This is a genomic window from Paratractidigestivibacter sp. (assembly GCF_963660155.1).
Lineage (GTDB): Bacteria > Actinomycetota > Coriobacteriia > Coriobacteriales > Atopobiaceae > Paratractidigestivibacter.
In genome coordinates, this window is record NZ_CAVKWG010000042.1 from 22,063 (window position 1) to 45,778 (window position 23,716).

Annotated in this window: 22 protein-coding genes; 10 read left to right on the forward strand and 12 right to left on the reverse strand. The window is 63.0% G+C overall.

Annotated elements, in window-relative coordinates; genetic code table 11:
- Positions 1-82: 82 nt before the first annotated feature.
- Positions 83-1,864, reverse strand: a complete 1,782-nt coding sequence (locus tag U5709_RS08105; RefSeq protein WP_321971643.1) for a PTS lactose transporter subunit IIBC — start codon at positions 1,862-1,864, stop codon at positions 83-85.
- A 338-nt stretch (positions 1,865-2,202) separates the two neighbouring features.
- Here U5709_RS08105 and U5709_RS08110 point away from each other — a divergent pair, with 338 nt between their 5' ends.
- The gene (locus U5709_RS08110; protein ID WP_321973167.1) at positions 2,203-3,213 is read left to right on the forward strand and encodes a LacI family DNA-binding transcriptional regulator; all 1,011 of its coding nucleotides are present in this window, start codon (positions 2,203-2,205) and stop codon (positions 3,211-3,213) included.
- Between the two features lie 66 nt (positions 3,214-3,279).
- Here the strand turns inward: U5709_RS08110 and U5709_RS08115 are convergent, their stop codons facing one another.
- The 5 genes from U5709_RS08115 to U5709_RS08135 form a co-directional block, all read right to left on the reverse strand.
- Positions 3,280-3,585, reverse strand: coding sequence for a type II toxin-antitoxin system RelE/ParE family toxin (locus tag U5709_RS08115; RefSeq protein WP_321971641.1), 306 nt, complete (start codon positions 3,583-3,585; stop codon positions 3,280-3,282).
- Positions 3,575-3,844: a hypothetical protein gene (locus U5709_RS08120; RefSeq protein WP_321973168.1), complete on the reverse strand. Its 270-nt coding sequence runs from the start codon at positions 3,842-3,844 to the stop codon at positions 3,575-3,577. The genes U5709_RS08115 and U5709_RS08120 overlap by 11 nt, the downstream gene beginning before the upstream one ends.
- Before the next feature lie 45 nt (positions 3,845-3,889).
- On the reverse strand, positions 3,890-4,474 hold the full coding sequence (locus U5709_RS08125; protein ID WP_321973169.1) for a histidine phosphatase family protein: 585 nt from the start codon (positions 4,472-4,474) through the stop codon (positions 3,890-3,892).
- Positions 4,475-4,560: 86 nt separating this feature from the next.
- Positions 4,561-5,976, reverse strand: a complete 1,416-nt coding sequence (gene lacG / locus U5709_RS08130; protein ID WP_321971638.1) for a 6-phospho-beta-galactosidase — start codon at positions 5,974-5,976, stop codon at positions 4,561-4,563.
- Between the two features lie 117 nt (positions 5,977-6,093).
- On the reverse strand, positions 6,094-7,824 hold the full coding sequence (locus tag U5709_RS08135; RefSeq protein ID WP_321971637.1) for a PTS lactose transporter subunit IIBC: 1,731 nt from the start codon (positions 7,822-7,824) through the stop codon (positions 6,094-6,096).
- A gap of 275 nt (positions 7,825-8,099) precedes the next feature.
- Here U5709_RS08135 and U5709_RS08140 point away from each other — a divergent pair, with 275 nt between their 5' ends.
- Positions 8,100-9,101, forward strand: coding sequence for a LacI family DNA-binding transcriptional regulator (locus U5709_RS08140; RefSeq protein WP_321971636.1), 1,002 nt, complete (start codon positions 8,100-8,102; stop codon positions 9,099-9,101).
- 15 nt (positions 9,102-9,116) lie between these two features.
- Here the strand turns inward: U5709_RS08140 and U5709_RS08145 are convergent, their stop codons facing one another.
- Together U5709_RS08145 and U5709_RS08150 are read right to left on the reverse strand one after the other, a co-directional pair.
- Positions 9,117-9,794: a DUF3800 domain-containing protein gene (locus tag U5709_RS08145; RefSeq protein WP_321971635.1), complete on the reverse strand. Its 678-nt coding sequence runs from the start codon at positions 9,792-9,794 to the stop codon at positions 9,117-9,119.
- Between the two features lie 255 nt (positions 9,795-10,049).
- The gene (locus U5709_RS08150) at positions 10,050-10,388 is read right to left on the reverse strand and encodes a PTS lactose/cellobiose transporter subunit IIA (RefSeq protein WP_321971634.1); all 339 of its coding nucleotides are present in this window, start codon (positions 10,386-10,388) and stop codon (positions 10,050-10,052) included.
- A gap of 256 nt (positions 10,389-10,644) precedes the next feature.
- Between U5709_RS08150 and U5709_RS08155 the strand changes: the two genes are divergently transcribed.
- The 6 genes from U5709_RS08155 (at position 10,645) to U5709_RS08180 (ending at position 14,854) form a co-directional block, all read left to right on the forward strand.
- Positions 10,645-11,415, forward strand: coding sequence for a DeoR/GlpR family DNA-binding transcription regulator (locus U5709_RS08155; protein WP_321971633.1), 771 nt, complete (start codon positions 10,645-10,647; stop codon positions 11,413-11,415).
- Between the two features lie 188 nt (positions 11,416-11,603).
- Complete coding sequence (gene lacA, locus U5709_RS08160) at positions 11,604-12,032, forward strand: galactose-6-phosphate isomerase subunit LacA (protein WP_321971632.1); 429 nt, start codon at positions 11,604-11,606, stop codon at positions 12,030-12,032.
- Positions 12,033-12,080: 48 nt separating this feature from the next.
- A complete protein-coding gene (lacB, locus tag U5709_RS08165; RefSeq protein WP_321971631.1) occupies positions 12,081-12,599 on the forward strand; it encodes a galactose-6-phosphate isomerase subunit LacB in 519 nt (172 codons plus the stop codon).
- 63 nt (positions 12,600-12,662) lie between these two features.
- On the forward strand, positions 12,663-13,601 hold the full coding sequence (locus U5709_RS08170; RefSeq protein ID WP_321973170.1) for a hexose kinase: 939 nt from the start codon (positions 12,663-12,665) through the stop codon (positions 13,599-13,601).
- A 283-nt stretch (positions 13,602-13,884) separates the two neighbouring features.
- Complete coding sequence (locus U5709_RS08175; RefSeq protein WP_321971629.1) at positions 13,885-14,118, forward strand: hypothetical protein; 234 nt, start codon at positions 13,885-13,887, stop codon at positions 14,116-14,118.
- 34 nt (positions 14,119-14,152) lie between these two features.
- The gene (locus U5709_RS08180) at positions 14,153-14,854 is read left to right on the forward strand and encodes an Abi family protein (protein WP_321973171.1); all 702 of its coding nucleotides are present in this window, start codon (positions 14,153-14,155) and stop codon (positions 14,852-14,854) included.
- A 207-nt stretch (positions 14,855-15,061) separates the two neighbouring features.
- Here the strand turns inward: U5709_RS08180 and U5709_RS08185 are convergent, their stop codons facing one another.
- The 4 genes from U5709_RS08185 to U5709_RS08200 all read right to left on the reverse strand — a co-directional run bounded on the left by U5709_RS08185 (position 15,062) and on the right by U5709_RS08200 (position 19,926).
- Positions 15,062-16,300, reverse strand: coding sequence for a phenylacetate--CoA ligase (locus tag U5709_RS08185; RefSeq protein ID WP_321973172.1), 1,239 nt, complete (start codon positions 16,298-16,300; stop codon positions 15,062-15,064).
- Positions 16,301-16,351: 51 nt separating this feature from the next.
- Positions 16,352-16,948: a 2-oxoacid:acceptor oxidoreductase family protein gene (locus U5709_RS08190; protein ID WP_321973173.1), complete on the reverse strand. Its 597-nt coding sequence runs from the start codon at positions 16,946-16,948 to the stop codon at positions 16,352-16,354.
- Complete coding sequence (locus U5709_RS08195; RefSeq protein WP_321973174.1) at positions 16,942-18,894, reverse strand: thiamine pyrophosphate-dependent enzyme; 1,953 nt, start codon at positions 18,892-18,894, stop codon at positions 16,942-16,944. The genes U5709_RS08190 and U5709_RS08195 overlap by 7 nt, the downstream gene beginning before the upstream one ends.
- A 363-nt stretch (positions 18,895-19,257) precedes the next feature.
- Positions 19,258-19,926 carry a hypothetical protein gene (locus U5709_RS08200; protein ID WP_321971624.1) on the reverse strand — a complete coding sequence of 223 codons (669 nt, stop codon included), beginning with the start codon at positions 19,924-19,926 and terminating at the stop codon, positions 19,258-19,260.
- A gap of 200 nt (positions 19,927-20,126) precedes the next feature.
- On the opposite strand from U5709_RS08200, the gene U5709_RS08205 reads away from it, so the two are divergent.
- Both U5709_RS08205 and U5709_RS08210 read left to right on the forward strand, forming a co-directional pair.
- Positions 20,127-21,410, forward strand: a complete 1,284-nt coding sequence (locus tag U5709_RS08205) for an MFS transporter (RefSeq protein WP_321971623.1) — start codon at positions 20,127-20,129, stop codon at positions 21,408-21,410.
- Positions 21,411-21,498: 88 nt separating this feature from the next.
- On the forward strand, positions 21,499-23,487 hold the full coding sequence (locus U5709_RS08210) for an alpha-amylase family protein (RefSeq protein ID WP_321971622.1): 1,989 nt from the start codon (positions 21,499-21,501) through the stop codon (positions 23,485-23,487).
- Positions 23,488-23,716: the final 229 nt, after the last annotated feature.

The following is a 23,716-nucleotide window of genomic DNA, read 5'->3' on the forward strand; positions in this document are numbered from 1 at the left end:
GGGTTGGGCGCCGGAGCGCTAAGAATTTGGGCGCGGGCCGTAGGGGGGCCCGCGCCCAGGGGAAACTGGCTTTAGCAGCTGGTTATTTGGAGAGCTGCTCGCTCACGAAGGCCAGCGATTTCTCGCCGTTCTGTGACAGCTCGATGTACTGCTTGCCGCGGCAGGCCACGCACTTGTTGCCAACACGGGCACAGTCCTTCTCGAGGTCGGTGAGGTAGCTTGCGGCCTGGGGCGCGAGGACCACGAGATCGAAGTCGGGCAGCATGTCGACGTGGTTGCCGTAGGCCTCGGCGGCCGTGGTGAGGTCGATGCCGGCCTCGCGGGCGGCCTTGGCCAGGCCGTTGGCGAGAAGACCGGAGGTCCCACCGCCCTGGCACAGGACCAGGACGCGCTTGCCGTTGAGGTCGACGCCGTTGACGACGCCGGCGCTGGCAGCGGGGGCCTTGGCGGCGGCAGCCGCGGAGTTCAGGCTTGCCGCGGCACCGTCGGCCACGGACTTGGCATCGGCACGGCCCTGGAAGGCGTCGGTGAGCTTAGCGGCCTTCTCGGCGTTCTTCGCGGCGAGCTCCTCCTCGGAGACCTCGGCCTCCTCCGCGCACTTCTGGGTGTCGTAGACGCGGAAGAACGGGTAGTACAGAGCGAAGTCAACGAGCAGGATCAACGCCAGGAACACGAAGGCGAGCGGCTGGAAGCCGAGGCCCAGGATGGTGCCGATGGGGCCCGGGGTGGTCCAGGGCAGGGTGTACATGAAGCCGTTCATGCCGAGCAGGTCGATGAAGAGCTTGAGGATCCAGATGTTGGCGATGGGGGCGAGGACGAACGGGACGAAGAAGACGGGGTTCAGCACAATCGGAGCGGCGAAGAGCAGCGGCTCGTTGACGGCGAAGCACACGGGGACGACGGCCGCCTTGCCCACGGCGCGCATCTCCTTGGACTTGGCCATGAAGGCGAACATGAAGACGAGGACGAGCGTGGCGCCGGTGCCGCCCATGCAGACGACGAAGTACTGGGCGCCCTGGGTGAGGACGGCGGAGGCGTGCTGGCCGGCCTGGTAGGCGGCCATGTTGTCGGTCATGTTGGACACGAGCGCAGCGGCGATGGCGGGCTCGACGATCGAGGGGCCGTGGACGCCGACGAACCAGAAGAGGCTCATGGCGCCGTAGATCACGGCAAGGCCGATGTAGCCGTCGGCCGCGGTAAAGAGCGGCTGGAAGACGGTGATGACGCCCTGGGCGAAGCAGTAGCCGAACGTGGAGGTGAAGGCGATGCTCACGATCCAGAAGATGGCGCAGGACACGGAGAACGGGATGATGTCCTTGAAGGTCTGCGAGATGTTGGGCGGGACCTGCTCGGGCATCTTGATGGTGATGTTGCGGCTAATGAAGAACTTGTACACGATGCCCACGACGAAGGCCGAGATGAACGCGGTGAGAAGGCCCTTGGAGCCGAGGTAGGCGACGTTCAGGCCGGAAAGCTCGCCGGTGGCGTCGGAGATCATGTCGCTGGAGAGCAGCAGGAAGCCGACGATCGCGGCGCACATGCACGAGATGAAGTTGATCTGGTTGTTCTTGGGCAGGTCGCGGTTCTGGGCGTCGCAGAAGTGCTTGGCCGTGGTGGCGGCGCAGGCGACGGCGAGGATGCCCATCGAGTAGTTGTAGGCCTTCCACAGCATGCCGTCGATGTCCTCGGGCCAGTAGAAGCCCCAGATGTTCGGCACTGCCGAGACCAGGCAGAAGATGGACGAGAAGATGATGATGGGGATGACGGAAATGAAGCCGTCACGGATCGCCTTGAGGTACTTGTTGCGGGCGATCGCGTTGAAGAAGGGCTGGCCCTTCTCGATGGTAGCGATGAGCTGCTCCATGTTTTCTCCTAACGTATGCGGTGCATTCGGCAACGATCGTACGCAGCGGTTGATTCTCTAGAATGTGAACGTTGCCATAAAATTGCACAAATAGATTCGAACCTCTTTCGCACCTGTGACGTTGCATGCGATGGTTCCTGCTGCGAAATATTCGGCCGCCCGGTGGCCGTCTTACTAACAATGGCAACGTTAACATTGACAAGAAAGGAGCGTGATATTGCGTTGCCCAGTGTCGGCGAACGGTACAAAACGGGTCGCGAGCGTCGTATTTTGGTGAGTTTCTTATACTGTTGGTTTAGCAATTGTTAGCGTCGCCATAGATAGGGGACGGGTGCCGCATGTCTTCGCGCATCTCTAAATCGGTATCTGTTAAGGACGTGGCGCGTCTGGCCGGCGTGTCCGAGCAGACCGTGTCGCGCACCGTGCACGATTCGCCGAGCGTGCGCCCCGAAACCAAGAAACGCGTGCGCGCCGCTATGCGCGAGCTGGGGTATCGCCCCAACTTCGCCGGCCGCTCGCTCAGACGCGGCAAGTTCAAGACCGTGGGCGTGGCCATGTTCAACATGGCCGGCACGGGTAACCTCGACCGTCTTGAGGGCTTTACCACCGCCGCCGACAAGAACGACCATGCGCTCACGCTGGTAAAGATGGGCTCGCAGCCGCCGTTTACGTTGGAGGCGGCGGCGCGGCGCATGGGCGGTCTGCCGGTGGATGGCATGGTCATCGTCATGAACCGCATGACGGCCGACTTCGGCTCGTTTAAGCCGCTGCCCGGTTTGGAGACGGTGCTGGTAACCATGCTGGAGCATCCCACGTGCTCAACGGTGGACAACGACCAGTTCGCCGCGTCGCGCACCATCGTGGAGCACCTGCTTGCGCGCGGGCACAAGACCGTCCACTTCATAAGCTGCCCCGAGCGCTCGCTGTCGGGCATGCAACGTGAGGAGGGCTGGTGCGCCGCGCTGCAAGGGCGAGGGATCGAGCCGCCGCGCCTTATTCGCGGCGACTGGACCGCGAAGAGCGGCTACGCCGCAGGCCAGGCCCTTGCCGATGACCCGACTTGCACTGCCGTGTATGCCAGCAACGACGCTATGGCCTACGGATGCATCCTCGGCTTGCAGTCGCGCGGCAAGAGCGTGCCGGCCGACGTGAGCGTGGTGGGCGTCGACGACTCGCTGGGCGACGTGGTGCCCGACCTGGGCCTTACCACCATGCGCTTCGACAACAAGCGCGTGGGCGAGTGGGCCGTCGAGAAGATCGTCAACGCCGGCGAAGGCGGCGCTGCCGTCGAGCACGTGCTGTTTCCCGGCGAGCTCGTGGAGCGCGACACGGTCCGCGACCTGCGGTAGGGGGCGCTGCGGCTGCTTCGGCGTCCAATCGCATCTTGGAAGCAAGCGCCTGCTGCAAGGCGAGGTCTATACCAGACGTGCGTAATCCCGTGATTGATGGAACAGGTGTATCACATACGCGATGCCGCCGTCGATCCGATAGAGCACCAGATAGTTCTTAAGCGCCGCCTTGCGATAGCCCTTAGACTGAAGTGCCGCTTCGCGCATCTGCGGGTACACCTCGGGAAACGCGCCGACATTTTCGGCGAACTCAATGTAGCGCCCGGCAAGCTCGACCGCTGCGGACGGCTCGCAAGGAGCGCCCTCGATGTAGTGCAGGGTTTCGAGCGGCTCCCTTTTGATCGTGGCCGTCTCTAGGACCTTATAGGTCATAGCGGGCCTTTAGCTGCGCGACCGTATCGACCGCGTCAGAAACGCGCCCCTCGGCAACGTCCTTTTCGGCAAATGCGACCTTTTCGTACAGCTTGGCGCGCGCCGCTTCCATGCGAAGCCCCTCGTACTCGGCCATGGACGTGGAAACATAGCTCTCGCGTCCGTTTTTGGTCACGAACACGGGCCCGGCGGCCGAATTGACCGTCTCGGTAAACTTGGCCGTGTCCTTTAGGTCCCTTATCGGCACGCAAACCGCCATGACGCCCTCCCTAGAAAGCGTGGCCAAATTGTGCCACGCCTCGCGCTAAACCTTGGGAATCCAGATGTCGATGCAGCTAAAGGTGCGCGTATTCGTGTCGTAGGTGTACGTGGCCACCGAGCAGTTGGGCAACGCCTCATCGAATGCCACCTGCGACAGCTCGCGCCAGCGCTTGTAAAAGTAGCGGCCCGTCCCGCCGTGCCCCACGGCAAGGACGTTGACGTTGCCGGTCCGGTTCATAATCCGCTCGAGTGCCCGGCATGTGCGCTCGCCAGCTGTTTCTTCTCGCTCGCCGCCGATTTGCGAAAAGTCGTACCGTTCGTAGTCGGTCGCCTCGCCAGCAATCGGGGTTCCGTCAACCTCGCCGAAGCTCATCTCTATAAGCTTCGGGTCCACGACGTAATTCTTACCGATTTCAGGCAGCGCCTCCTCCAACGTTTGGATCACACGCCCAAGCGGCGAGCAATACACGTGGTCGATCGGCGTCGGGAGCCCGGCAAAGTATGCCCGCGTTGCTCGTGCCTGGGCAATGCCCATAGCACTCAGCGGCGAATCGGCGCGGCCCTGCCAGATGCCGCGCTCGTTGAAAACGGTTTGGCCATGGCGCATGTAGCGAAGCGTTTTGATCATATCTGCTCCTTTCAAAAAACCCGCTGAGGGCCGTCGCTCTCAGCGGGAAGGGGGTAAGCAAATGTTGTCAAATCGAGCTTTAGCCCTTAGTCTTCGAGGCGCCCGGTCTCGGCCAGGTTTTTGAACCAGTAGGCGCTGGCCTTGGGGTAGCGCTTCTGGGTTTCGAAGTCCACGTAGAACAGGCCGTAGCGCTTGTTGTATCCGTTGGTCCAGCTGAACTGGTCCTGCAGCGACCAAACGAAGTAGCCTTCTACGTTCACGCCGCCCTCGATGGCGTGGTGAATCCACGTGAGGTGCTGGCGCAGATAGTCGATGCGCGGCGCGTCGTCGATGAAGCCGCCGACGAAATCATCCTTGTACCCCATGCCGTTCTCGGTCACGTAGATCTTCTTGTAGTTGGGGTAGTCGTTCTTGATGCGGCACAGCAGGTCGTAGAGGCCCTCGGGGTAGATGATCCAGTCCCAGTCAGTCGTGGGGATACCCTCACGCACGCTGGACTCGCCCACGCCCTTGAGGAACCAACGGCTCGATCCCTTGTCGCCCGTGCCGTTGTGGTGGATGTCGTTCTCGCCCTCGGCGGCGCGCAGGAACTGGCACTTGTAGGTGTTGACGCCCAAGCAGTCGCAGTAAGGGAGAGCGGCGGTCAGGTCGGCGATGTCCTGATCGGTCACATCGAGCTCACCGCCGGCGATCTGCGCGAGCTTGCTCGCGGCTTCCCAGGTATCGGCCGCGTAGTGTCCGCGGAATGTGGCGTCGAGCACCCAGCGGTTGTTGATTACGTCGGCCATGCGTGCGGCCTCGGCGTCCTCTGCCGAGTTCGGATCGAGCGGGTACTTGGGCTCAAGGTTCTGCACGATGCCGATCTCGCCCTCGTAGCCGCCCTCGTGGAAAGCGACGGCGGCGCGGGCGTGTGCGACCATCATGTTGTGCATGACCTGGAAGGCCTTGTCCAGACGATACTTCTCGCCGTGCGGCCAGTTGCCCACGATGTACATACCCTCGGCCGTCGCGGGGATCTCGTTGAAGGTGAACCAGTGCTTGACCTCGGTGAACTCGCCGAAGCAGAACTTGGCGTAGGCCTCAAAGGCGTCGATGGTCGAGCGGGTGAGGAAACCCTCGCCGCCATTCTCGTAGAACGCCTCGGGCGTATCGAAGTGATCGAGCGTCACGTAAGGGGTCACGTGGCGGCGCTCGCACTCGGCGAAGAGCTCGTGGTAATACGCCACGCCCTCAGGGTTGAGTTCGCCCGTGCCGGCAGGGAAGATTCGCGTCCAGGCGATGGAAACGCGGATTCCGTTCACGCCGAAGCGCTCGCAGAGCTCGAGATCGACGGGGTAGCTGTTGTAGAAGTCGGATGCGGGGTCGGGGGAGAAGCGTCCCTGGGCGGCGAGGAAGTCGTCCCAGGGCACCTTACCTTTGCCGTGGGTACGGGTCTCACCCTCAACCTGGTAGGCCGCTGTGGCGCCGCCGTAGACGAATCCCTCGGGGAACTGCCTGGTCATATTGGTTCCTTTCTAGTGGGCCCGGGTGCCGAGTCGCCGGCATCCGGGCTTTGCTTTGCGAAGGCCTCCCCGGGCCAGGGGGACGGCCCGGGGAGCACAAGGAAAGAAGGGTGGTGCTTACTTGGAGACGTTCTCGCGGAGCCACTTGACGGCGCCCTCGGGATCGCGGGTGAGGGCGATGTACTCCTGGCCGCGCGGCGAGAGGAGCTTGATGCCGAGGCGGTCGGTGTCCACCTTGATGTCGTCGTAATAGGTGCGGACCTGCGGGGCGAGGACGATCACGTCGTACTGGTCCATGATCGCGGTGTGCTGGCCGTAGGCGCCGGCGGAGGAGGCGATGTTCTCACCGGTCTTTGCGGCGCCCTCCTTGATGGCGTTGGCGAGAAGCGCGGAGGTGCCGGCGCCGGCGCAGAGCACGAGGACCTTCAGGCCGTCGACGGACTTGCCTGCGGCGGAGGGGGCGGCAGCCTCGGGAGCAGCGACGGGCTCGGTGCTGGTCTCGGCGATGGCGGCGGCGGGAGCCTCGGCCACGGCGGCCTCGACGGCGACCTCGCCGGCGCGCTCGGCCTCCTGGTCGCAGAGCATCTTGTCGTATGCCTTAAGGAACGGCAGGTAGATGACTGCATCGATGACCAGCAGCAGCACGATGAACACCAGCGAGATCAGCTGGAAGTTCGTCGAGATGAAGATGCCGATGGGGCCGGGGGTTGCCCAAGGCACGACGAAGCTGAAGCCGTTCATGCCCACGACGTCGATGAAGAACTTGGCCAGGCAGACGTTGACGCAGCCGGTAACGGTGAAGGGGATGAACATGTAGGGGTTGAGGACCATCGGGGCGCCGAAGAGCAACGGCTCGTTCACAGCGAAGGCGACGGGCACGATGGAGGCCTTGCCCACGGCCTTGAGCTGCTTGGACTTCATGAAGAGGATGAGCAGAAGGGGCACGATGAAGGTGGCGCCGGTGCCGCCGAACTCGCCGACGAGGCTGAGGTTGAAGCACAGAGAGTGCGCAGGGTGGCCGCCGGCCAGGAGCACCTGCAGGTTCTCGGCCTGGTTGGCAAGACGGATCGGGTCGATGCCAGGCTGGACGATCGAGGGGCCGTGGATGCCGATGAACCAGAAGAACGCGGTGAAGAACTGGATGATGATCAGGCCGGGGTAGGTCTCGGCCGCGGCGAAGAGCGGCGAGAGGAGCTTGATCAGAATCTCAGAGAAGGGCACGCCGGAGAGGGCGCGAACGGCCGCGTCGATGAGGGCGCAGATGATGACGGCGCCGCCGAACGGGATGATGTCGCGGAAGTTCTGGGCAATGGCGCCGGGGACCTCCTTGGGCAGCTGGATGGTGAGGTCACGCTTCACGCAGAACATGTACACGCCGACGGTGATGAACGCCGCGATGAAGGCGGAGTACAGTCCGCGGGTGCCCATGCTCGTGCAGTCCATGACGGAGAGCTCGGAGCCGTCGACGGTGACAGAGAGCTGCGTGACGGCGAGCAGCAGCATGCTGCACTGGGCGGCGATCATGGTGGAGGAGTCGTTCAGCACCTTGCCGTCCGGCATCCTGCGGTTCATGGAAGCCGTGAAGTTCTTGGCGGTGGTGCCAGCGCACATGATGCCCATGACGCCCATGGTGAAGTTGTAGAGCTTGTTGCACCAGTCGATGATCTCCTGGGGCAAGGTGATGCCGACGACGCCGGGAAGCGTCGCGATGAGCAGGAAGATCGACGAGGTGAGGACAATCGGCATGCAGCCGAGGAAGCCGTCCTTAATTGCCTGCAGGAAGGGGTTCTTTCCGATTTTCTCGAAAAGGGGCTGATGCTTCTCGAGCATCTTGATGATTGCGTCCATAGCGCTCCTTTGCGTTGGATGCTTATTGGATAGGGCGTTTACGCGCCTGGTGCTCCGGCGCCTGCCCGGTGGCGCCGGTTCGCTCGGGGCAGCCCGGTTGCCCCTTGCTGACCTCTCAATCCTGTGTGGATTTGAGAATGACAACGTTGTCATTTGGCTTGATGACAACGTAAGACATTTCTTGCTGCACCGAGGTCGTAAAATCGAGCTAATGCGGTGAACGGTTAGATTCTTAGCGTGAGCGGTTTTGTTCGAGATTGTGCGAAAGGTTTCGAATGACAAGAAAGAACACGAGCGGTCCCTCGATGGTCGATGTCGCGCGCGAGGCGGGTGTCTCGCTGAAGACCGTTTCTCGCGTGGTCAATGAGCCCGGTACGGTGCGAACCTCGACACGCGAGGCGGTAGAGGCGGCGATGAGCCGTCTGGGCTTCAGGACGAATTATGCCGCCCGTTCTCTCAAGCTCGGCAGCTACAAGACCGTCGGCCTCGTGTTCTTTGAGCTCAAGGGTGGCGAGATGAGTGTCCTTCGCGGCATCACCTCTGCTGCCGCCGATAACGATTACGCCATTACGCTGCTCACGGGCAGGGAAGGCGAGCAGCTTACCTTGGGAGAGGCGTCACGCCGCATGTCGACGCTCGCGGTCGACGCCATGATTTTCAACTTGGGTCAGATGGTCGAGGATTTTGAGACGTACCGTCCGCCTACGGGCCTCAAGACCGTGATCGTAACGCCGTTTGAGCACGCTGCGTGCACGACGGTCTCCGACGACCAGACAGGTGCTTCCAAGGTGGCGGTCGAGCGTCTGATAGAGCTTGGTCACCGAGAGATTCGCTTTATCGCGGGCCCCGACGAGTCGCTCGCCAGCCGCAACCGCGAGTCCGGCTGGCGAGAAGCGCTTCAGGTAACTGGCCTGCGCGTTGTTGAGCCGGAGCGCGGCGATTGGGGGGCGGACTCCGGCTACGAGGCTGGTGCGCGTTTGGCTCAGGACGCGAATTGCACGGCCGTTCTCGCCGGCAACGACCACATGGCCCTCGGCGCCATGCAGGCGCTGCGAGACGCCGGGAAGCAAATCCCCGTGGACGTGAGCGTTATCGGCTTCGACGACTCGCTCGAGGGTGTCGTGCCGAACGCTCAGCTCTCGTCCATCCGCTTCAACCATGCTGAACTGGGCGCCCGTGCACTTGAAGAGGCTTTGCTCGCCGACACCGATCCTCGTCGCATCCTGGTGCAGCCCACTCTCATCGAGCGCGCGAGCATCGGTATGCCGCTGCGTTAAGAGAGCTATGGGTGCCTAGCCCAACCGGTGCTTGCGCAGGTGTGCAAGAAACCCCTTCTTGAAATCCCTGCGCGTACCAAAGAAGAGAGAATCAGTAGCAGTGTTTTTGCCGGTTTCGAACTTGATGGCCGTCAACTCGATTGTGCAGACGTAATCGACGACCTGCAGCAATCGGTAGTCGGCAGGCTTAGCGTCTCTATAAAAAATTGCTTCCTTGGCCAACACATACTCGAAGGCGTCGTGGATAACCTCGGTGACAATTCCCTGGCCGTTGTCGTAGTACATCTTGACCCGATCGAACACCTGAAGGGATTCGAGCTTCTCGAACAGCGCGTAAGTGACGTCGCGCTTCATGGCCGCCGCCAGCCTGTCGCTGTTATTTCCGAACTGGGATTTTCTGTACGAGAAGCAAAGGTAGTCGAATGGGAGGTGCTGCACAAACGCCCTGAAAGTGCTGAGCATGTGGCGTCGAGTCTCCTTGTCGAGGTGCCTATAGCTGTCGTTGCCGTTGAGAAGCGGACCGGCATGCATCGGTATATCGGGCAGGTCTCGCCTGTTGAGAGAATCGACGTAGCGACCTACACGCTTGGAAATGTCAACGGATTGGTCGTGCAGGACGAGAGATACCAGGTAGTATTCGGAAACCTCTCCGAGATCGCCCGATTCATCGATGAAGACGGATAGCTCTCGCATGCGCGGCCTCCAATCATAAAAAATGCCGGGGGTAAGACCCCGGCTCTTGGAGGCCGACCCTTTCGGGAGGACCTGGTTAATTTATACCACCGGCCAAGGGTGTCCTTCAAGTCATATTCTACAAAACATGCGTTCTTATTACAACTAAAAATACCAGTTCAAGGGCCATGTTAGAGAATTCACAAATAGAAGCGCGCCCCGCACACTTGGTTATGCGGGGCGCGCTGTCTTTGGCCGGGATGTGGCGCGGCAGGCTTAGGCGTTCTTTGCCTCGAGCTCGGCGATGCGCTTGTACTGGTCGACGATGAACTTGAACTGCTTCTCGAGCATCATGGTGGTCATGAGGGTGTCCTGGGCGTGGATCATGATGAAGGTCACGTCCATCTCGTTGCCGCCGCACTCCTTGGAGAGGATGTTGGTCTGGATGTTGTGCGCCTCGATCAAGGAGTCGTAGGCGCTCTTGCGCAGCTCCTCGGCCTTGTCGAAGTCGCCCTCGCGGGCAGCGTCGAGGCCGTGGAGCAGGTCGGTCATGGCGTCGCCCGCGTAAGCGACGATCTCGAAGCCGATCATCGAGATTTCTTCTTTGGTGGCCATATGAGTCACCTTTCTCTTGTTCGATGGATCGCGTGTGCTCGCCGGCGTCCGGGCATCCGCTGCCGAGCGTGTTGCTGTAACTACGATACATCTCAAACAATAAAGAACATCGATAAACAAAACGAACAACTACGAACGGTATCAAACAGCCCGTGAGCGGTTATTTGCAAAGAATTTTCGATTCTCGCGTTCGCAACTGTTCGAAAGTGTTCAAATGTAGGAGACAAACAACGACGCGACGAAGGGAGCGGCACTCATGATCAAAGCAGAGCGGCACGAGCAGATCCGCGCCCTTCTCGATGCTCGGGGAACCGTTTCCGTCAAGGAGATCTCCGAGGCCCTCGACGTCTCGGAGATGACGATCCGCCGCGACCTCGAGGAGCTGAGCTCCTCCGGCGACATCGAGCGCGTCCATGGCGGTGCCCGTCGCTGCAACTCGCCCGTGCACTCCATGCTTCGCCGCGAGTACACCCATACCGAGAAGCGCGACAAGAACGCCGCCGAGAAAGCCGAGGCGGCCTGCCTTGCCGCGGGCCTCGTGGAAGAGGGCTCGACCATCTTCCTCGGCACCGGCACCACCGTTGAGCAGATGGTTTCTTACCTGCCGTCCGGCGAGCTGCGCGTTATCACCAATTCCATCAACGTCTTCAACCTGCTCTGTGGGCGCGCCGGCTGCGAGCTCTTTCTTACCGGTGGCAATTTCCGTGAGCGGACCGGCGCCTTCGTCGGTCCTATGGCTGAGTCCGCGATTGCCCAGGTCGGCATCGATACTGCGTTCGTCGGCGTCAACGGTATCGTCGGAAACGACGTATACACCTCCAACATGGAGGAGGGGCATTTCCAGAAAGCCGCCTTCGACCAGGCCGATTCTCGCTACGTGGTCGCTGATGCAAGCAAAATCGCCGTCCGCGACTTCTATTCGTTCTATAAGCTCTCCGACATCGATGCCTTGGTCTGCGACGGCGCGATCACGCCCGAGCAGGCGGCGGCCATCGGTGAGTTCACGCGGGTGATCCGGCCCGCATAATCCCTTCGTTACCAGCGAGCGGTGTGCCCGGCGCCGCGCGAGGGTTCATAGCACGTCTTTTGAACTACGCATCATAAAACCCGCAACCAAGTGAATAACAAACGCGGCAGACCCCGCCCTTGGCGCAGCCTTGTCAAATGAGGCTCGGCGACGTGACCTAGGGACCGTCTTGCCCAAAAGGAGGAAACATGAGAGTTGTTATCGGTTCCGACGCCGAGGGCATGTCCCTCAAGAACATCATCAAGGAGACGCTTGTCGAGGACGGCCACGAGGTCGTGGACCTCTCCGAAGAGCCCGCCGCCGACTTCGTCGACTCCGCGCTCGCCGTCGCCCAGGATGTGAAGGCCAACGAGGGCTCGCTCGGCTTCTGCTTCGACGGTTTCGGCGTGGGCAGCTACATGGTCTGCACCCGCGTCAAGGGCATGGTCTGCGCCAACATCTCCGACGAGCGCAGCGCCTACATGACCCGCGAGCACAACAACTCCCGCATCGTCTGCATGGGCCCGAACGTCGTCGGTCCCGAGGTCGCCAAGAAGATCGCCCGCGAGTTTCTCGCCGCCGACTACGCCGCCGGCCGCCACCAGGTCCGCGTCGACATGCTCGACAAGATGGCCTAACGGGACCCTCACATCGAATTTGAACACACCATCCAAAGGAGACAGACCATGATCATCGCGCTTGGCTGCGACCACATCGTCACCGACGAGAAGACCTACCTGCACGACCGCCTGGAGGAAGCCGGCTACGAGGTCCTCGACGTCGGCACTTATAGCCACACCCGCACGCACTACCCGATCTTTGGCAAGGCCGTCGGCGAGGCTGTGGCTTCCGGCAAGGCTGACCTGGGCGTTATTCTTTGCGGCACCGGCATCGGCATCACCAACTCCGTGAACAAGGTCCCCGGCGCCCGCTGCGCCCTCGTCCGCGACATGACGAGCGCCCTTTACGCCCGCCGTTGCCTGAACGCCAACGTCGTCGGCTTCGGCGGCAAGATCACCGGTGAGTTCCTCATGGCCGACATCATGCTCGCCTTCCTCAAGGAGAGCTACGAGGCCACGCCCGAGCACGACGCGCTCGTCGCGAAGATCGACGCGGTCAACAAGGCCGATGCCGAGGCGCAGGCCGACCCTCACTTCTTCGACGAGATCATCGAGAAGTGGGACCAGGGCTACTACCACGACTAATCGGCGCGTCGGCCCCTTGTCCCAGCATGGCGGGGCAGGGGGCCTTCTTTCTAGGGAGCGAAGATGATTCTGACCGTGACCATGAACCCATCGATCGACACGGCCTACCACCTGGACGGGCCGCTCGTCATCGACGACGTCAACCGTGTTGCGCCGATAAAGACCGCCGGCGGCAAAGGCCTGAACGTCACGCGCGTGCTCGGGCAGCTGGGCGACGACGTTATGGCGACGGGTCTTCTCGGCGGCAAGATGGGCGAGTTTCTCGCCGACCGTATGGACGAGGACGGGGTTAAGCACGACTTCGCGCGCATCGCGGGCGAGAGCCGCGTGTGCATCGCGGTGCTCCACGAGGGCAACCAGACCGAGTTTTTGGAGTCGGGCCCCGAGGTGGGCGCTGATGAGCTCGAGGGGTTCGTCGAGAAGTTCCGCGAGCTTGCGGAGAAGGCCGACGTCGTAACGATGTCCGGCAGCCTGCCGCGCGGGGTCGATGCGGGCTGCTACGCCAGGCTCGCGCAGATCGCCTCGGAGGCCGGGGCCAAGGTGCTGCTCGACACCTCGGGCGCGTCGCTCGACGCCGCGCTGGCGGCTAAGGAGAAGCCGTACCTGGTAAAGCCCAACCTGAGCGAGCTCGGCGCGCTGCTCGGCCGCACATTCGACCCAGACGACATCGAGGCCCTCAAGGCCGCTATTGACGAAGACGGGCGCTTCGACGGTGTGGTCTGGGTGGTCGTCTCGATGGGGGACGCGGGGTCCGTCGCGTTTGTCGGCGACGAGGTGTACCGCGCGAAGGCGCCGCGCATCGAGTGCGTGAACGCCACGGGGTCGGGCGACTCGACCATCGCAGGCTTCGCGCACGGCATCGCCGCCGCCGCCGAGCCTGCCGAGGTTTTGCGCCTGGGCAACACGTGCGGAACCCTGAACGCCATGGATCCCAAGACGGGCCACTTGCCCATGGACAAGTGGAACGACGTCTACGAGGCCGTCGAGGTGACGAAGCTCTAGGCATTACGGGCGCGGTTGTTGCCCGCGTTTGCGCCGCTACAAAGAAAACCCTGCAGTTAGGGTCAATTTCGGCATCGATTTTGACTCCAATTGCAGGGTTTGTTGTGTGCGGCGCGCGGCACCGCCCGCGAACGGCAAAGTGCTTCTGACGCTCGTGCCAGCACTGGCACGAGCGCAACCTTCGGGGAATATCTATGGTCGCGTTTGTCAGAATGCCGAGAGGGGCGGGAGCTGCTCATCACGCTATAATCAGCGACCACTTATCACCAACCAAGGAGCTCCGATGACCGAGGCTGCCGTTGGCCCTTCGATATGCGCGAAGCCTCTGCTCACCCTCGAAGAGCAGGTGGAAGACCTTGAGCGCCGAGGCGTCGCGTTCGAGCTGTGCTCTAAGGAAGAGGCAAGGAGCTATCTTGCCGAGCATACTTACTTCTTCAAGTTGACTGCTTTCCGCGCGCTGTTCGAGCGCCGCGTCGGCGGTGCGCGCGACGGTCAGTACGTTAAGGCTGGATTTTGAGTATCTCCGTCGGCTGGCCGCTCTTGATCGCGACATGAGGTACGCGCTGCTGCAGTTGACGCTCGACGTTGAGCACGCTGCGAGGACGAAGCTCATGCGCATCGTGACCGAGCGGGAGGATGAGGATGGTTACTCGCTCTCGTTGGACTACTTCGAGTCTTTGAACCACAAGGAGAAGAATCGCCGTAAAGGCGAGGTTGCTGCCCTTGCGAAGGATGCCTACTGCGGCGAACTCGTGGCGAAATACGGCTCCGACCCTGCAACAATCCCGGTATGGGTGCTATTGGAGCTGTTCTCGTTCGGTGGCTTCAGGGATCTGTATCTCTTTTGCGCAGAGCGATGGGGCGATCGCGCCATGGTCGGCGAGCATTACATGCTCAGGCAGGCGCAGTCGGTGCGCAACGCATGCGCGCACTCCTCCGATGTGCTTAACGGCTTCGCGAGAATGGACGCGACTGTCGAGACCGACTCAGAAGTCCAGCGCGCGCTATCCGAGGCCGGATTCTCCCACAGGGTAAGGACGTCGAGAATGCGGTCTGCCCAAGTTCAGCAGATAGCCACACTGCTTTACCTCCATGCTCGAATGGTGCCCGATGGAGCTGGAAAGAGAAGGGCGGCGAGGGATATGCACGAGCTCAGAGCAAAGATTGACAAGGTCACGGGTATCGCCGGCATTGATAACTCGGCGCGGGCGCCCTTGCTGTTTTTGGCGGACTTGATTGACAAATGGTTCTGAGGCCCGATAATTAGGACAGATAAAAAAACCTTTGGTTTTGTAAGGCGGAGCCGCGGAAAGCGTCTCCGCCTAGTTTTTTGGCTGAAGCGATTATGACTTCCGCGCCGCTACAAAGAAAACCCTGCAGTTAGGGTCAATTTCGGCATCGATTTTGACCCCAACTGCAGGGTTTGTTGTGTGCGGCGTGCGGCACCGCCCGCGAACGGCCTAGTAGCGGCTGTCGAAGATGCGGCGGGTCTTCTTCTCGGAGCGCGGCAGCTCGCCCATGGGGACGGCAGTGGCCTTGGGCGTGCAGCCGATCTTGGCCTTGAAGACCGCGGCCACCTCGCGCTCGCAGGCCTCGCGCGCCTCTCCCTCGTACTCGCACTCAAAGAGCAGCTCGAGCACGTCGCGGCCGTTCACGGCCTCGATCATGACCTGGTACTCGGAGCTCGCGCCGTCCACGAACCTGAGGACCTCCTCGATCTGCGCCGGGAACATGTTGCAGCCCTTGACCTTGATCATGTCGTCGGTGCGGCCCGTCAGCGTGTCGATGCGCGGGTGGTTGAGGCCGCACGGGCAGGGCTCGGGGATGATGCGCGTGAGGTCGTGCGTGCGGTAGCGGATGAGCGGCGCGCCCTGCTTGCGCAGCGTGGTGAGCACGAGCTCGCCGACCTCGCCGTCGGGCAGTGCCTCGCCGGTCTTAGGGTCCACGATCTCGCAGTACACGTAGTCGGCCCACACGTGCATGCCGTGGTGCTCGCTGCAGGAGATGCCGATGCCCGGGCCATAGATCTCTGTCAGGCCGTAGATGTCGAAGATCTCGATGCCCATCTCGTCCTGGATGCGGCGGCGCATCTTGTCGCCCCAGCGCTCGGAGCCGATGACGCCGCGCTTGAGCTTGATCTTGTCGCGCAGGCCGCGCTTGCTGATCTCCTCGGCCAGCAGCAGCGCGTAGCTCGAGGTGGCGGTGATGACGGTGCTGCCCAGGTCCTGCATCATCTTGAGCTGCTTGTCGGTGTTGCCGGGGCCCATGGGGATGGCCATGGCGCCCAGGCGCTCGCAGCCCAGCTGGAAGCCGATGCCGGCCGTCCACAGGCCGTAGCCCGGCGTGATCTGGATGCGGTCGGTCTCGGTGATGCCGGCGGTCCTGTAGCAGCGGGCGAACATGTCGGCCCAGTCGCTCACGTCCTGCGCGGTGTAGGGAATGATCACGGGCGTACCCGTGGTGCCCGAGGAGCTGTGGATGCGCACGACCTCCTCGTCGGGCACGGCCTGAATCCCCAGGGGGTAGGCCTCGCGCAGGTCGGCCTTCTCGGAGAACGGCAGCTGCTCGAACTCCTCCTGGGAGGTGATGCTAGCGATGTCGATGCCGTCGAACTTCTTTGCGTAGAAGGGCGAGCGGTCCTTGAGGGTCTTGAACTGGTCGGTTATGAGCTGCAGCTGCTCGGGCGTCATGGCGGGCATGAAAGAGATCCTTTGCGATAGGCGAGAGGTGCGGGGGAGAGGTGCGGGCGGCTAGCGGCCGAGCGACGCCAGAGCGGCGTCGACGGCGCGCAGGTTGAGCTCGTGGAACTGCGGGCGCACGGCGGCAACGACGGCCTCGCGAAGCTCGTCCACGGAGATGCCGACGTTGGCGCAGGCGAGCGCGCAGGCGAGAAGCGCCACGTTCAGCGCCTTCGGGGAGCCGATCTTCTCGATAAGGGCACGGTCGTCCACGAGCACGGTGCCGGGGACGGCCTGGGCCAGGTAGTCCAGAACGGGGCCGGCGGTGTAGGGCTCCTTGGAGAGCGCGGCCGTCACGGGCTGAACGGCGCTTGTGGCCGTGACCACGCAACCGCCCTCGCGCAGGTACGGCAGGACGCGCACGGCCTCGGCGGGCTCGAAGGCGATGATGAGGTCGGCCTCGCCGTGGGCGATGAGCGGCGAGTCGATGCGCTTCTCGCCGTCGTTGCCCAGGCGCACGTGGGAGACAACGGAGCCGCCGCGCTGCGCCATGCCGATAGTCTCGGCGGTGCGCACGCGCCAGTTGCGGGCCTCGGCGGCCTGGGCCAGGAGCTTGGCGGCAAGGACGGTTCCCTGGCCGCCCACGCCGGTGATCATGATGTTCAGCATGAGGCCTCGCCTCCCTTCGTGGCTTCGGTGGGCGCGGCGGTTGCGGCGCCGTCGCCGCTCGCGGCGTCGTCCGGGCGCACGATGGCGCCGAAGCCGCAGACCTGCGTGCACAGGCCGCAGCCGTTGCACAGCGCCGGGTTCACAAAGGCGCGCCTGCCCTCGGCGTCCCAGCCGATGGCCGGGCAGCCGATCTGCGTGATGCAGCGCTTGCAGCCGCGGCAGAGGTCGTTGTCGACGTGCAGCGCCGGCTTGGGCTTGGAGAGGCTGACGCACAGGCCCTCGCAGATGACGGCCGAGGGGCCCTCGTGCGCGATGGCGCGGCTCGCGGCCTCGACGGTCTCGCCCAGGTCGAAGGAGTGCGCGTGTTCGATGCAGGTCACGCCCAGGGCGCGAAGCACGGCCTCGATGCTGATGGGCTGCGAGCGCTCGCCGGAGAGGCGCAGGCCCGTGCCCGGGTGGGGCTGGCCGCCGGTCATGGCGGTGATGGCGTTGTCCAGCACAAAGACGGTGATGTCGTGGCCGTTGTACACGGCGTTGGCGATGCCGGTCATGGCGCTGGCAAAAAACGTCGAGTCGCCCACGAAGGCGATCTGCTTGCGCTCGGGCTCGGCGATGCCCAGGCCCTGCGCCATGGTGATGCCCGCGCCCATGCACAGGCACGTGTCCACGGCGTCGAGCGGGGCGGCGTTGCCCAGCGTGTAGCAACCGATGTCGCCGGAGAGGACGGCGTCGGTGCAGCCGAGCTTCTTCAGCGCCTGCTTGACGGCATAGAAGCTGCCGCGGTGCGGGCAGCCGGGGCAGAGCACGGGCGGGCGCACGGGAAGCGCGGGCGGCTCGGGTCGGTCGGTGCCTGCGACGGCCATGGCCTTCTCGTCCACGCCCAGGAACTTGGCGAGACGGACCACGAAGGCGTCCACGGTGTTCTCGCCGCGGCCGGGCATGGTGTCGTCGAGCTTGCCGCGCACTGCCCACGCGGCGTGGGTGCGGCCGGCGAGGCGAAGCATCTCGTCCTCGAGCACGAAGTCGAGCTCCTCGGCAACGACGACCTGCTCAAGGCCGTCGGCAAAGCGCTCGGCCGCTGCCTTCGGGAACGGGTAGGGAAGGCCCACTTGCATGAAGCGGTAGGCGGGTACCTTGGCGCCCGCGGCCTTCGCGCGGCGCTCGATGATGGCAAGCGCCTCGCGGGCGTAGGCGGCAGAGACGCCGCCGGCCATGATGCCCAGGCGCGGATTCTCGCCGTGGTCCTCGATGGGGTTGAAGGTGCCGCCACGCTCGCCGTCGGAGAACTCGTCGGCGATTCTCGGCAGGCGCTCGTTCACCTCGCCGTGGGCCTGGAAGGAGCGGCGCGGGAAGATGACCCACTTGGGGTCCTTCTCGAAGGTTCCGGCCGGGCGCGCCTCGGTGCTCTCGGGCACGTCGATGTAGGTGGAGGCGTGGCAGACGCGGGTGGTGGGGCGCACGATGACGGGGGTGTGGTAGCGCTCGGAGATCTCGAAGGCCTCCTGCATCATGGCGTAGCCCTGCTCGAGGTTCTCGGGGTCGAGGACCGGGATCTTTGCGAAGGCGGCAAAGCGACGCGTGTCCTGCTCGGTCTGGGACGAGATGGGGCCGGGGTCGTCCGTCACAAAGAGGACGAGGCCGCCCTTGATGCCCACGTAGTTCAGGCTCATGAGCGGGTCGGAGGCAACGTTCAAGCCCACCTGCTTGCAGGTAAAGAGGCATCGCGCGCCTGCGTAGGAGGCGCCTGCCAGCACCTCGAGGGCGGCCTTCTCGTTGGTGGACCACTCGACGTGGACGCCGTGGGCCACGCCCTGCTTCTTGAGTTTGGCCACCGTCTCGACGAGCTCCGTCGAGGGCGTGCCCGGGTAGCCGGCCACCACGCGAACGCCCGCCTGAAGCGCGGCGTAGGCAAAGGCCTGGTTACCCATAACCAGCTGCTTTGTCATATTCCTCTCCTAGACATCGCCGGCGCGTTGCGGGGGCGCCCCGCCGCGACTCGGTACGAAATCAACGGACAACAGCGTACCCCAGCGTGCCAAAAAGGAGTGGTCCCGAAACAGACATTTGTCAAACCCTGCATTTAGGGTCATTTTCGGCCGCGATTTTGACCCCAACTGCAGGGTTTGATGGGCCTGCGGTTGGGGGACGGTCCCCAAACCGCAGGCGCCGCCTACACGCTCTCGATGAAGCGCTGGATCATGAGCTGGGCGGCGCCGATGGGCAACCCGAACTCCGCGGTCTACCTTGGCGAGCCCGGCCGCTTGCGCCGCATAGGCGATCGCCGGCTATATGCGAGCGCGTGGTTTTTCCTATCGGTATCCATCCCACTCGGGCGACGGGAAGAGAATCGCCTCGGCGTGCGCCCAGAAGTCGCTCAGGGACTCGTCTGGGCTGGTGAGGGAGTGGAGCTGCGCGCCGTCCATGGCCATGAAGCATGTCTTGATGAGATGGATGAGCAGCTCCCGGTCGCCCTGATAGCGCTCCGGCAGGCGCCAGGGCTGATCGAGCATGCTCTGCAAGATTTCCGCATGGCGTTCGCGGAAGTAGCCATGGGCGGGGTGGTCCTCGTCGTGCGCCTCGATCTGCAGCTCCATGAAGAGGCGGTACATCTCGACGCGCTCGCCGTTCTCCTCAATCATGTTGAGCAGGTAGCGGGGGAGCGAGAACTCGTCCGTGCCCTCGATCTGGGCGTTCTCGAGTAGGACGCTGGAGATGAAACCTGCGTCGGTCGGTTTGTCGTAACAGGTCTCGATGATGAGCGTGCAGAGTTCCTCGCGGTCCTTCACGTAGTGGGTGAGGCCAGGTACGGTGAGACCAACGGCGTCCGCCAGCGCGTTCATCGAGAAGCCGTACATGCCATAGCGCGCGACGAGCGAGGCGCCCTCGCGCGCGATCATCTCGCGACGCTCCTCGGGCTTCATGCGCGTTCGCTGCCCGCGGGCGGCTCCTCTCGCATTGCTCTGCTTGCTAGCGGCCACGGCTCCTCCTCGGCGTTTATCAGCTGTTTATAAGATATCAGACTCCAAAATCTACCGCTCGTCGTCATGAACGGTGCCGCTGACGGTGCCCCGTCTATTCTAACTACTAACTTACAGATATAAGATAAATACGTACAAAGACGAGCTTGCCGGCAGCCCGTCCCACGTAGAGCCATAGCATTCACGAAGGGAGCCCATGTATGTCATCGAACGAAACCACGGCTACGAACTCGAACGTTTCTGCAGGTGAAAAGTCCGCAAAGACCACAACGTCCTCTCAGAAAATTCGCTTCGGAGCCTCGTACTTCCTGTTCTCGTTGCTTTGGATGGTCGGCCTGTGCATCGTGTCGGTCGTCCTGCTCCCGCAGCGCCTGACCGATATTGACCCGGCCACCAAGGTCGCTGCGACAGGCGTTCTCAACGCCGTCACCGCGTTCGTCTCGCTCGCCTCCAACCTCGTGGTCGGCAACCTCTCCGACCGCACGCGCTCCATCTTCGGTCGTCGCAGCCCGTGGATCGTCGGCGGCGGTGTGCTGGCCGGCGTCTCCATGTTTCTCATGGGCGTCGTCCCCAATGTGGTTCTCATCGGCGTCATGTACTCGCTTGCCATGGTGGGACTCAACGCCATGATCGCCCCCATCATGGCTGCCCTTGCCGACCGCGTGCCCGATGACATGCGTGGCACCGTCTCGGGCTTCATCGCCGCCGGCAACCTCATGGGCAACTCGCTCGGCACCCTCATCGGCGCGTATTTCATCACCGTTATGGTTCCGGGCTTCGTGCTCTCCGGCGTCCTCATGGGTATCTCCGGCCTCGTCGCCGTGCTCGTCTGGCCCAAGGAGGCTTCCTCCAAGGATATGCCTAAGCTCGAGGGCGGCCTCTCCGAGCTGCTCGTCTCCTTCCGCCCGCCCAAGAACGCGCCCGACTTCTATCTGGCGTTCGCCGGCCGCACGCTCATCCTCTTCGCTTACCAGATGATCAGCGTCTACCAGCTCTACATCCTGCAGGACTATATGGGCCAGAGCGCCGAGGAGTCCGCGGCCACCATCTCTGTCATGTCGATTGTGCTCATGGTTGCCTCGCTTATCTCGTCGCTGTCCGCCGGCCGCATCTCCGACATGATTGGTCGCCGCAAGCCGCCTGTGGTCATCGCTTCCGTGCTCCTCGCCATCGGCACCGCGCTCCCGTGGTTCATCCACACCCCGTTCTCCATGGTGCTCTACGTTGCCGTCGGCGGGTTCGGCTACGGCGTGTACAGCGCCGTCGACCAGGCCCTGAACGTCGACGTTCTGCCTGATCCCGAGGCTGCCGGCAAGGACCTCGGTATCCTCAACATGGCCACGACGCTCGGCCAGATGGTCGGCCCTATCGCCGCCTCTCTGCTCGTTTCCGTTACCGGTGGCTACGGCTCCGTGTTCGCCACTTCCGTCGTCGCCGCACTTCTCGCCTGTGTCTTCATCCTCAAGATTAAGAGCGTCGAGTAGCCGCGAACCCCTTTCCGGCGGCGGCCGCGTTCCCCTCGCGGCGGCCGCGCCCCCTATCATGTTCACGAAACTTCCGAAAGGACCCGATATGAGCATCACCAATGAGCCGCTTTTCGGCGTCGCCTATTACGACGAGTACATGCCAGAGGAGCGCCTCGAGAAGGACATGCAGATGATTTGCGACGCGGGCATGAACCTTATCCGCATCGCCGAATCCACCTGGGCGACCGAGGAGCCCTCCGATGGCGTCTTCGACTTCTCCCACGTCACGCGCGTGCTCGACGCGGCGACGGCCCACGGCCTCAAGGTCATCGTCGGCACGCCGACCTACGCCGTTCCTTCTTGGCTTGTTCGCAAGTACCCCGATGTCCTCGCCGAGACCCACAACGGGCCCGGCCACTACGGCCCGCGCCAGATCATGGACATCTCCAACGAGCACTACCGCCTCCACGCCGAGCGCGTGATTCGCAAGCTCATGGAGGCCGTGCAGGGCTATGACTGCGTCATCGGCTTTCAGGTCGATAACGAGACCAAGCATTACGACGCCCTCGGTCCGAACGTGCAGGCCGCCTTTGTCGAGTACCTCAAGCAGCGCTTCGATGGCGACATCGAGGCCATGAACCAGGAGTTCGGCCTGGATTACTGGTCCAACCGCGTCAGCGACTGGGCCGACTTCCCCGACGTGCGCAACACCATCAACGCGAGCGTGGCGGGGGAGTTCGAGAAGTTCCGCCGCGGCATGGTCACGGAGTATCTGGCCTGGCAGGCGGCCATCGTGCGCGAGTATGCGCGCAACGACCAGTTTGTTACGCACAACTTCGACTACGAGTGGCGTGGTTATTCCTTCGGCGTGCAGCGTGACGTCGACCACTTCCAGGCCTCCGCGTGCCTCGACGTCGCGGGCGTGGACATCTACCACCCTACGCAATCCGCGCTCACCGGCGCTGAAATCTCCTTCAGCGGCGACATCTCCCGTAGTCTCAAGGGCGGCGAGAACTACCTCGTGCTCGAGACCGAGGCCCAGGGCAATCCCGGTTGGACCCCGTACCCGGGGCAGCTTCGCCTGCAGGCCTATGCGCACTATGCGAGCGGCGCCGACTGCGTCGAGTACTGGCACTGGCACTCCATCCACAACAGCTTCGAGACGTTTTGGAAGGGCATACTCTCTCACGACCTGCAGCCGAATGCCTGTTATCGAGAGGCGTCCCAGATTGGCGCCGAGCTCAAGCGCATCGGCGGCAGCGTCGTCGGCCTTGCCAAGAAGAACCGCGTGGCGTTCCTCGTGAGCAACGAGTCGCTCACCGCCATGGACCGGTTCCCGCTCGACACCCACGGCTTCGCGCCCGGCTCCGTGGTGTACAACGACGTTTTCCGCGCGTTCTATGACGAGTTCTATCGTCAGAACTGCGAGGTCGACATCCTCAACCCTTCGAGCATGAACTTCGGTGACTACGACCTTGTCGTCGTGCCGTGCGACTTCTGCGTGCCCGAGGCGCAGCTCGTGGCCCTGAACGACTACGTGCGCGAGGGCGGTCATCTGCTCGCCACCTTCAAGACCGGTTTCTGCAACGAGGACGTCAAGGTGTATCACGACGCGCAGCCGCACGTTATTTGCGAGTGCCTCGGAGCCACTTACCAGGAGTTCAGCTATGTCGAGCCCCAGATGGAGTCGAGCTGCAAGTGGTTCATGGAGCTTGTCGAGCCCAAGGGCGCGAAGGTCCTCATGAGTTACGATAACCCGGCGTGGAGCGAGTACGCTGCCGTGACCGAGAACGACTTCGGTGGGGGTAAGGGCTTCTACTTCGGCACGCTGCCCACGGGCGAGAAGATGCACGAGCTCGTGGCCCACGTGCTCGAGGCGTCCGGCGTCGAGTGCGGCCCGAACGCGTTCCCGGTCGTGACCAAGCACGGCAAGAACGCCGCGGGCAAGGACGTGACGTACTATCTCAACTTCTCGGCGTCTGAGCAGAGCGCGGTTTGCGAGAAGGGCGGCCATGAGCTGCTCGGCGAGGCGAGCGTCGCGGTCGGCGAGGCGCTGAAGCTCGGCGCCTGGGGCGTCGCAATCGTCGAGTCGTAGAATCGCTGTTCGTCATCGCATCAATAACGCTGCCGACGTACCCGCGTCGGCAGCGTTATTTCGTCGCGAATAATCTGGGGCGACGTCCTTGTCCTCGGCTCAGCTGGGCGCTGCTAGCCGGCGCGTTAGTGTACAAGAAAATAATAAATGGGCTAATAATCATCGATTTCCGGTCTGTTGTTTAGATCTATGTACACATATCAGCCCGATGTCGGCGGCGCGACTTTGC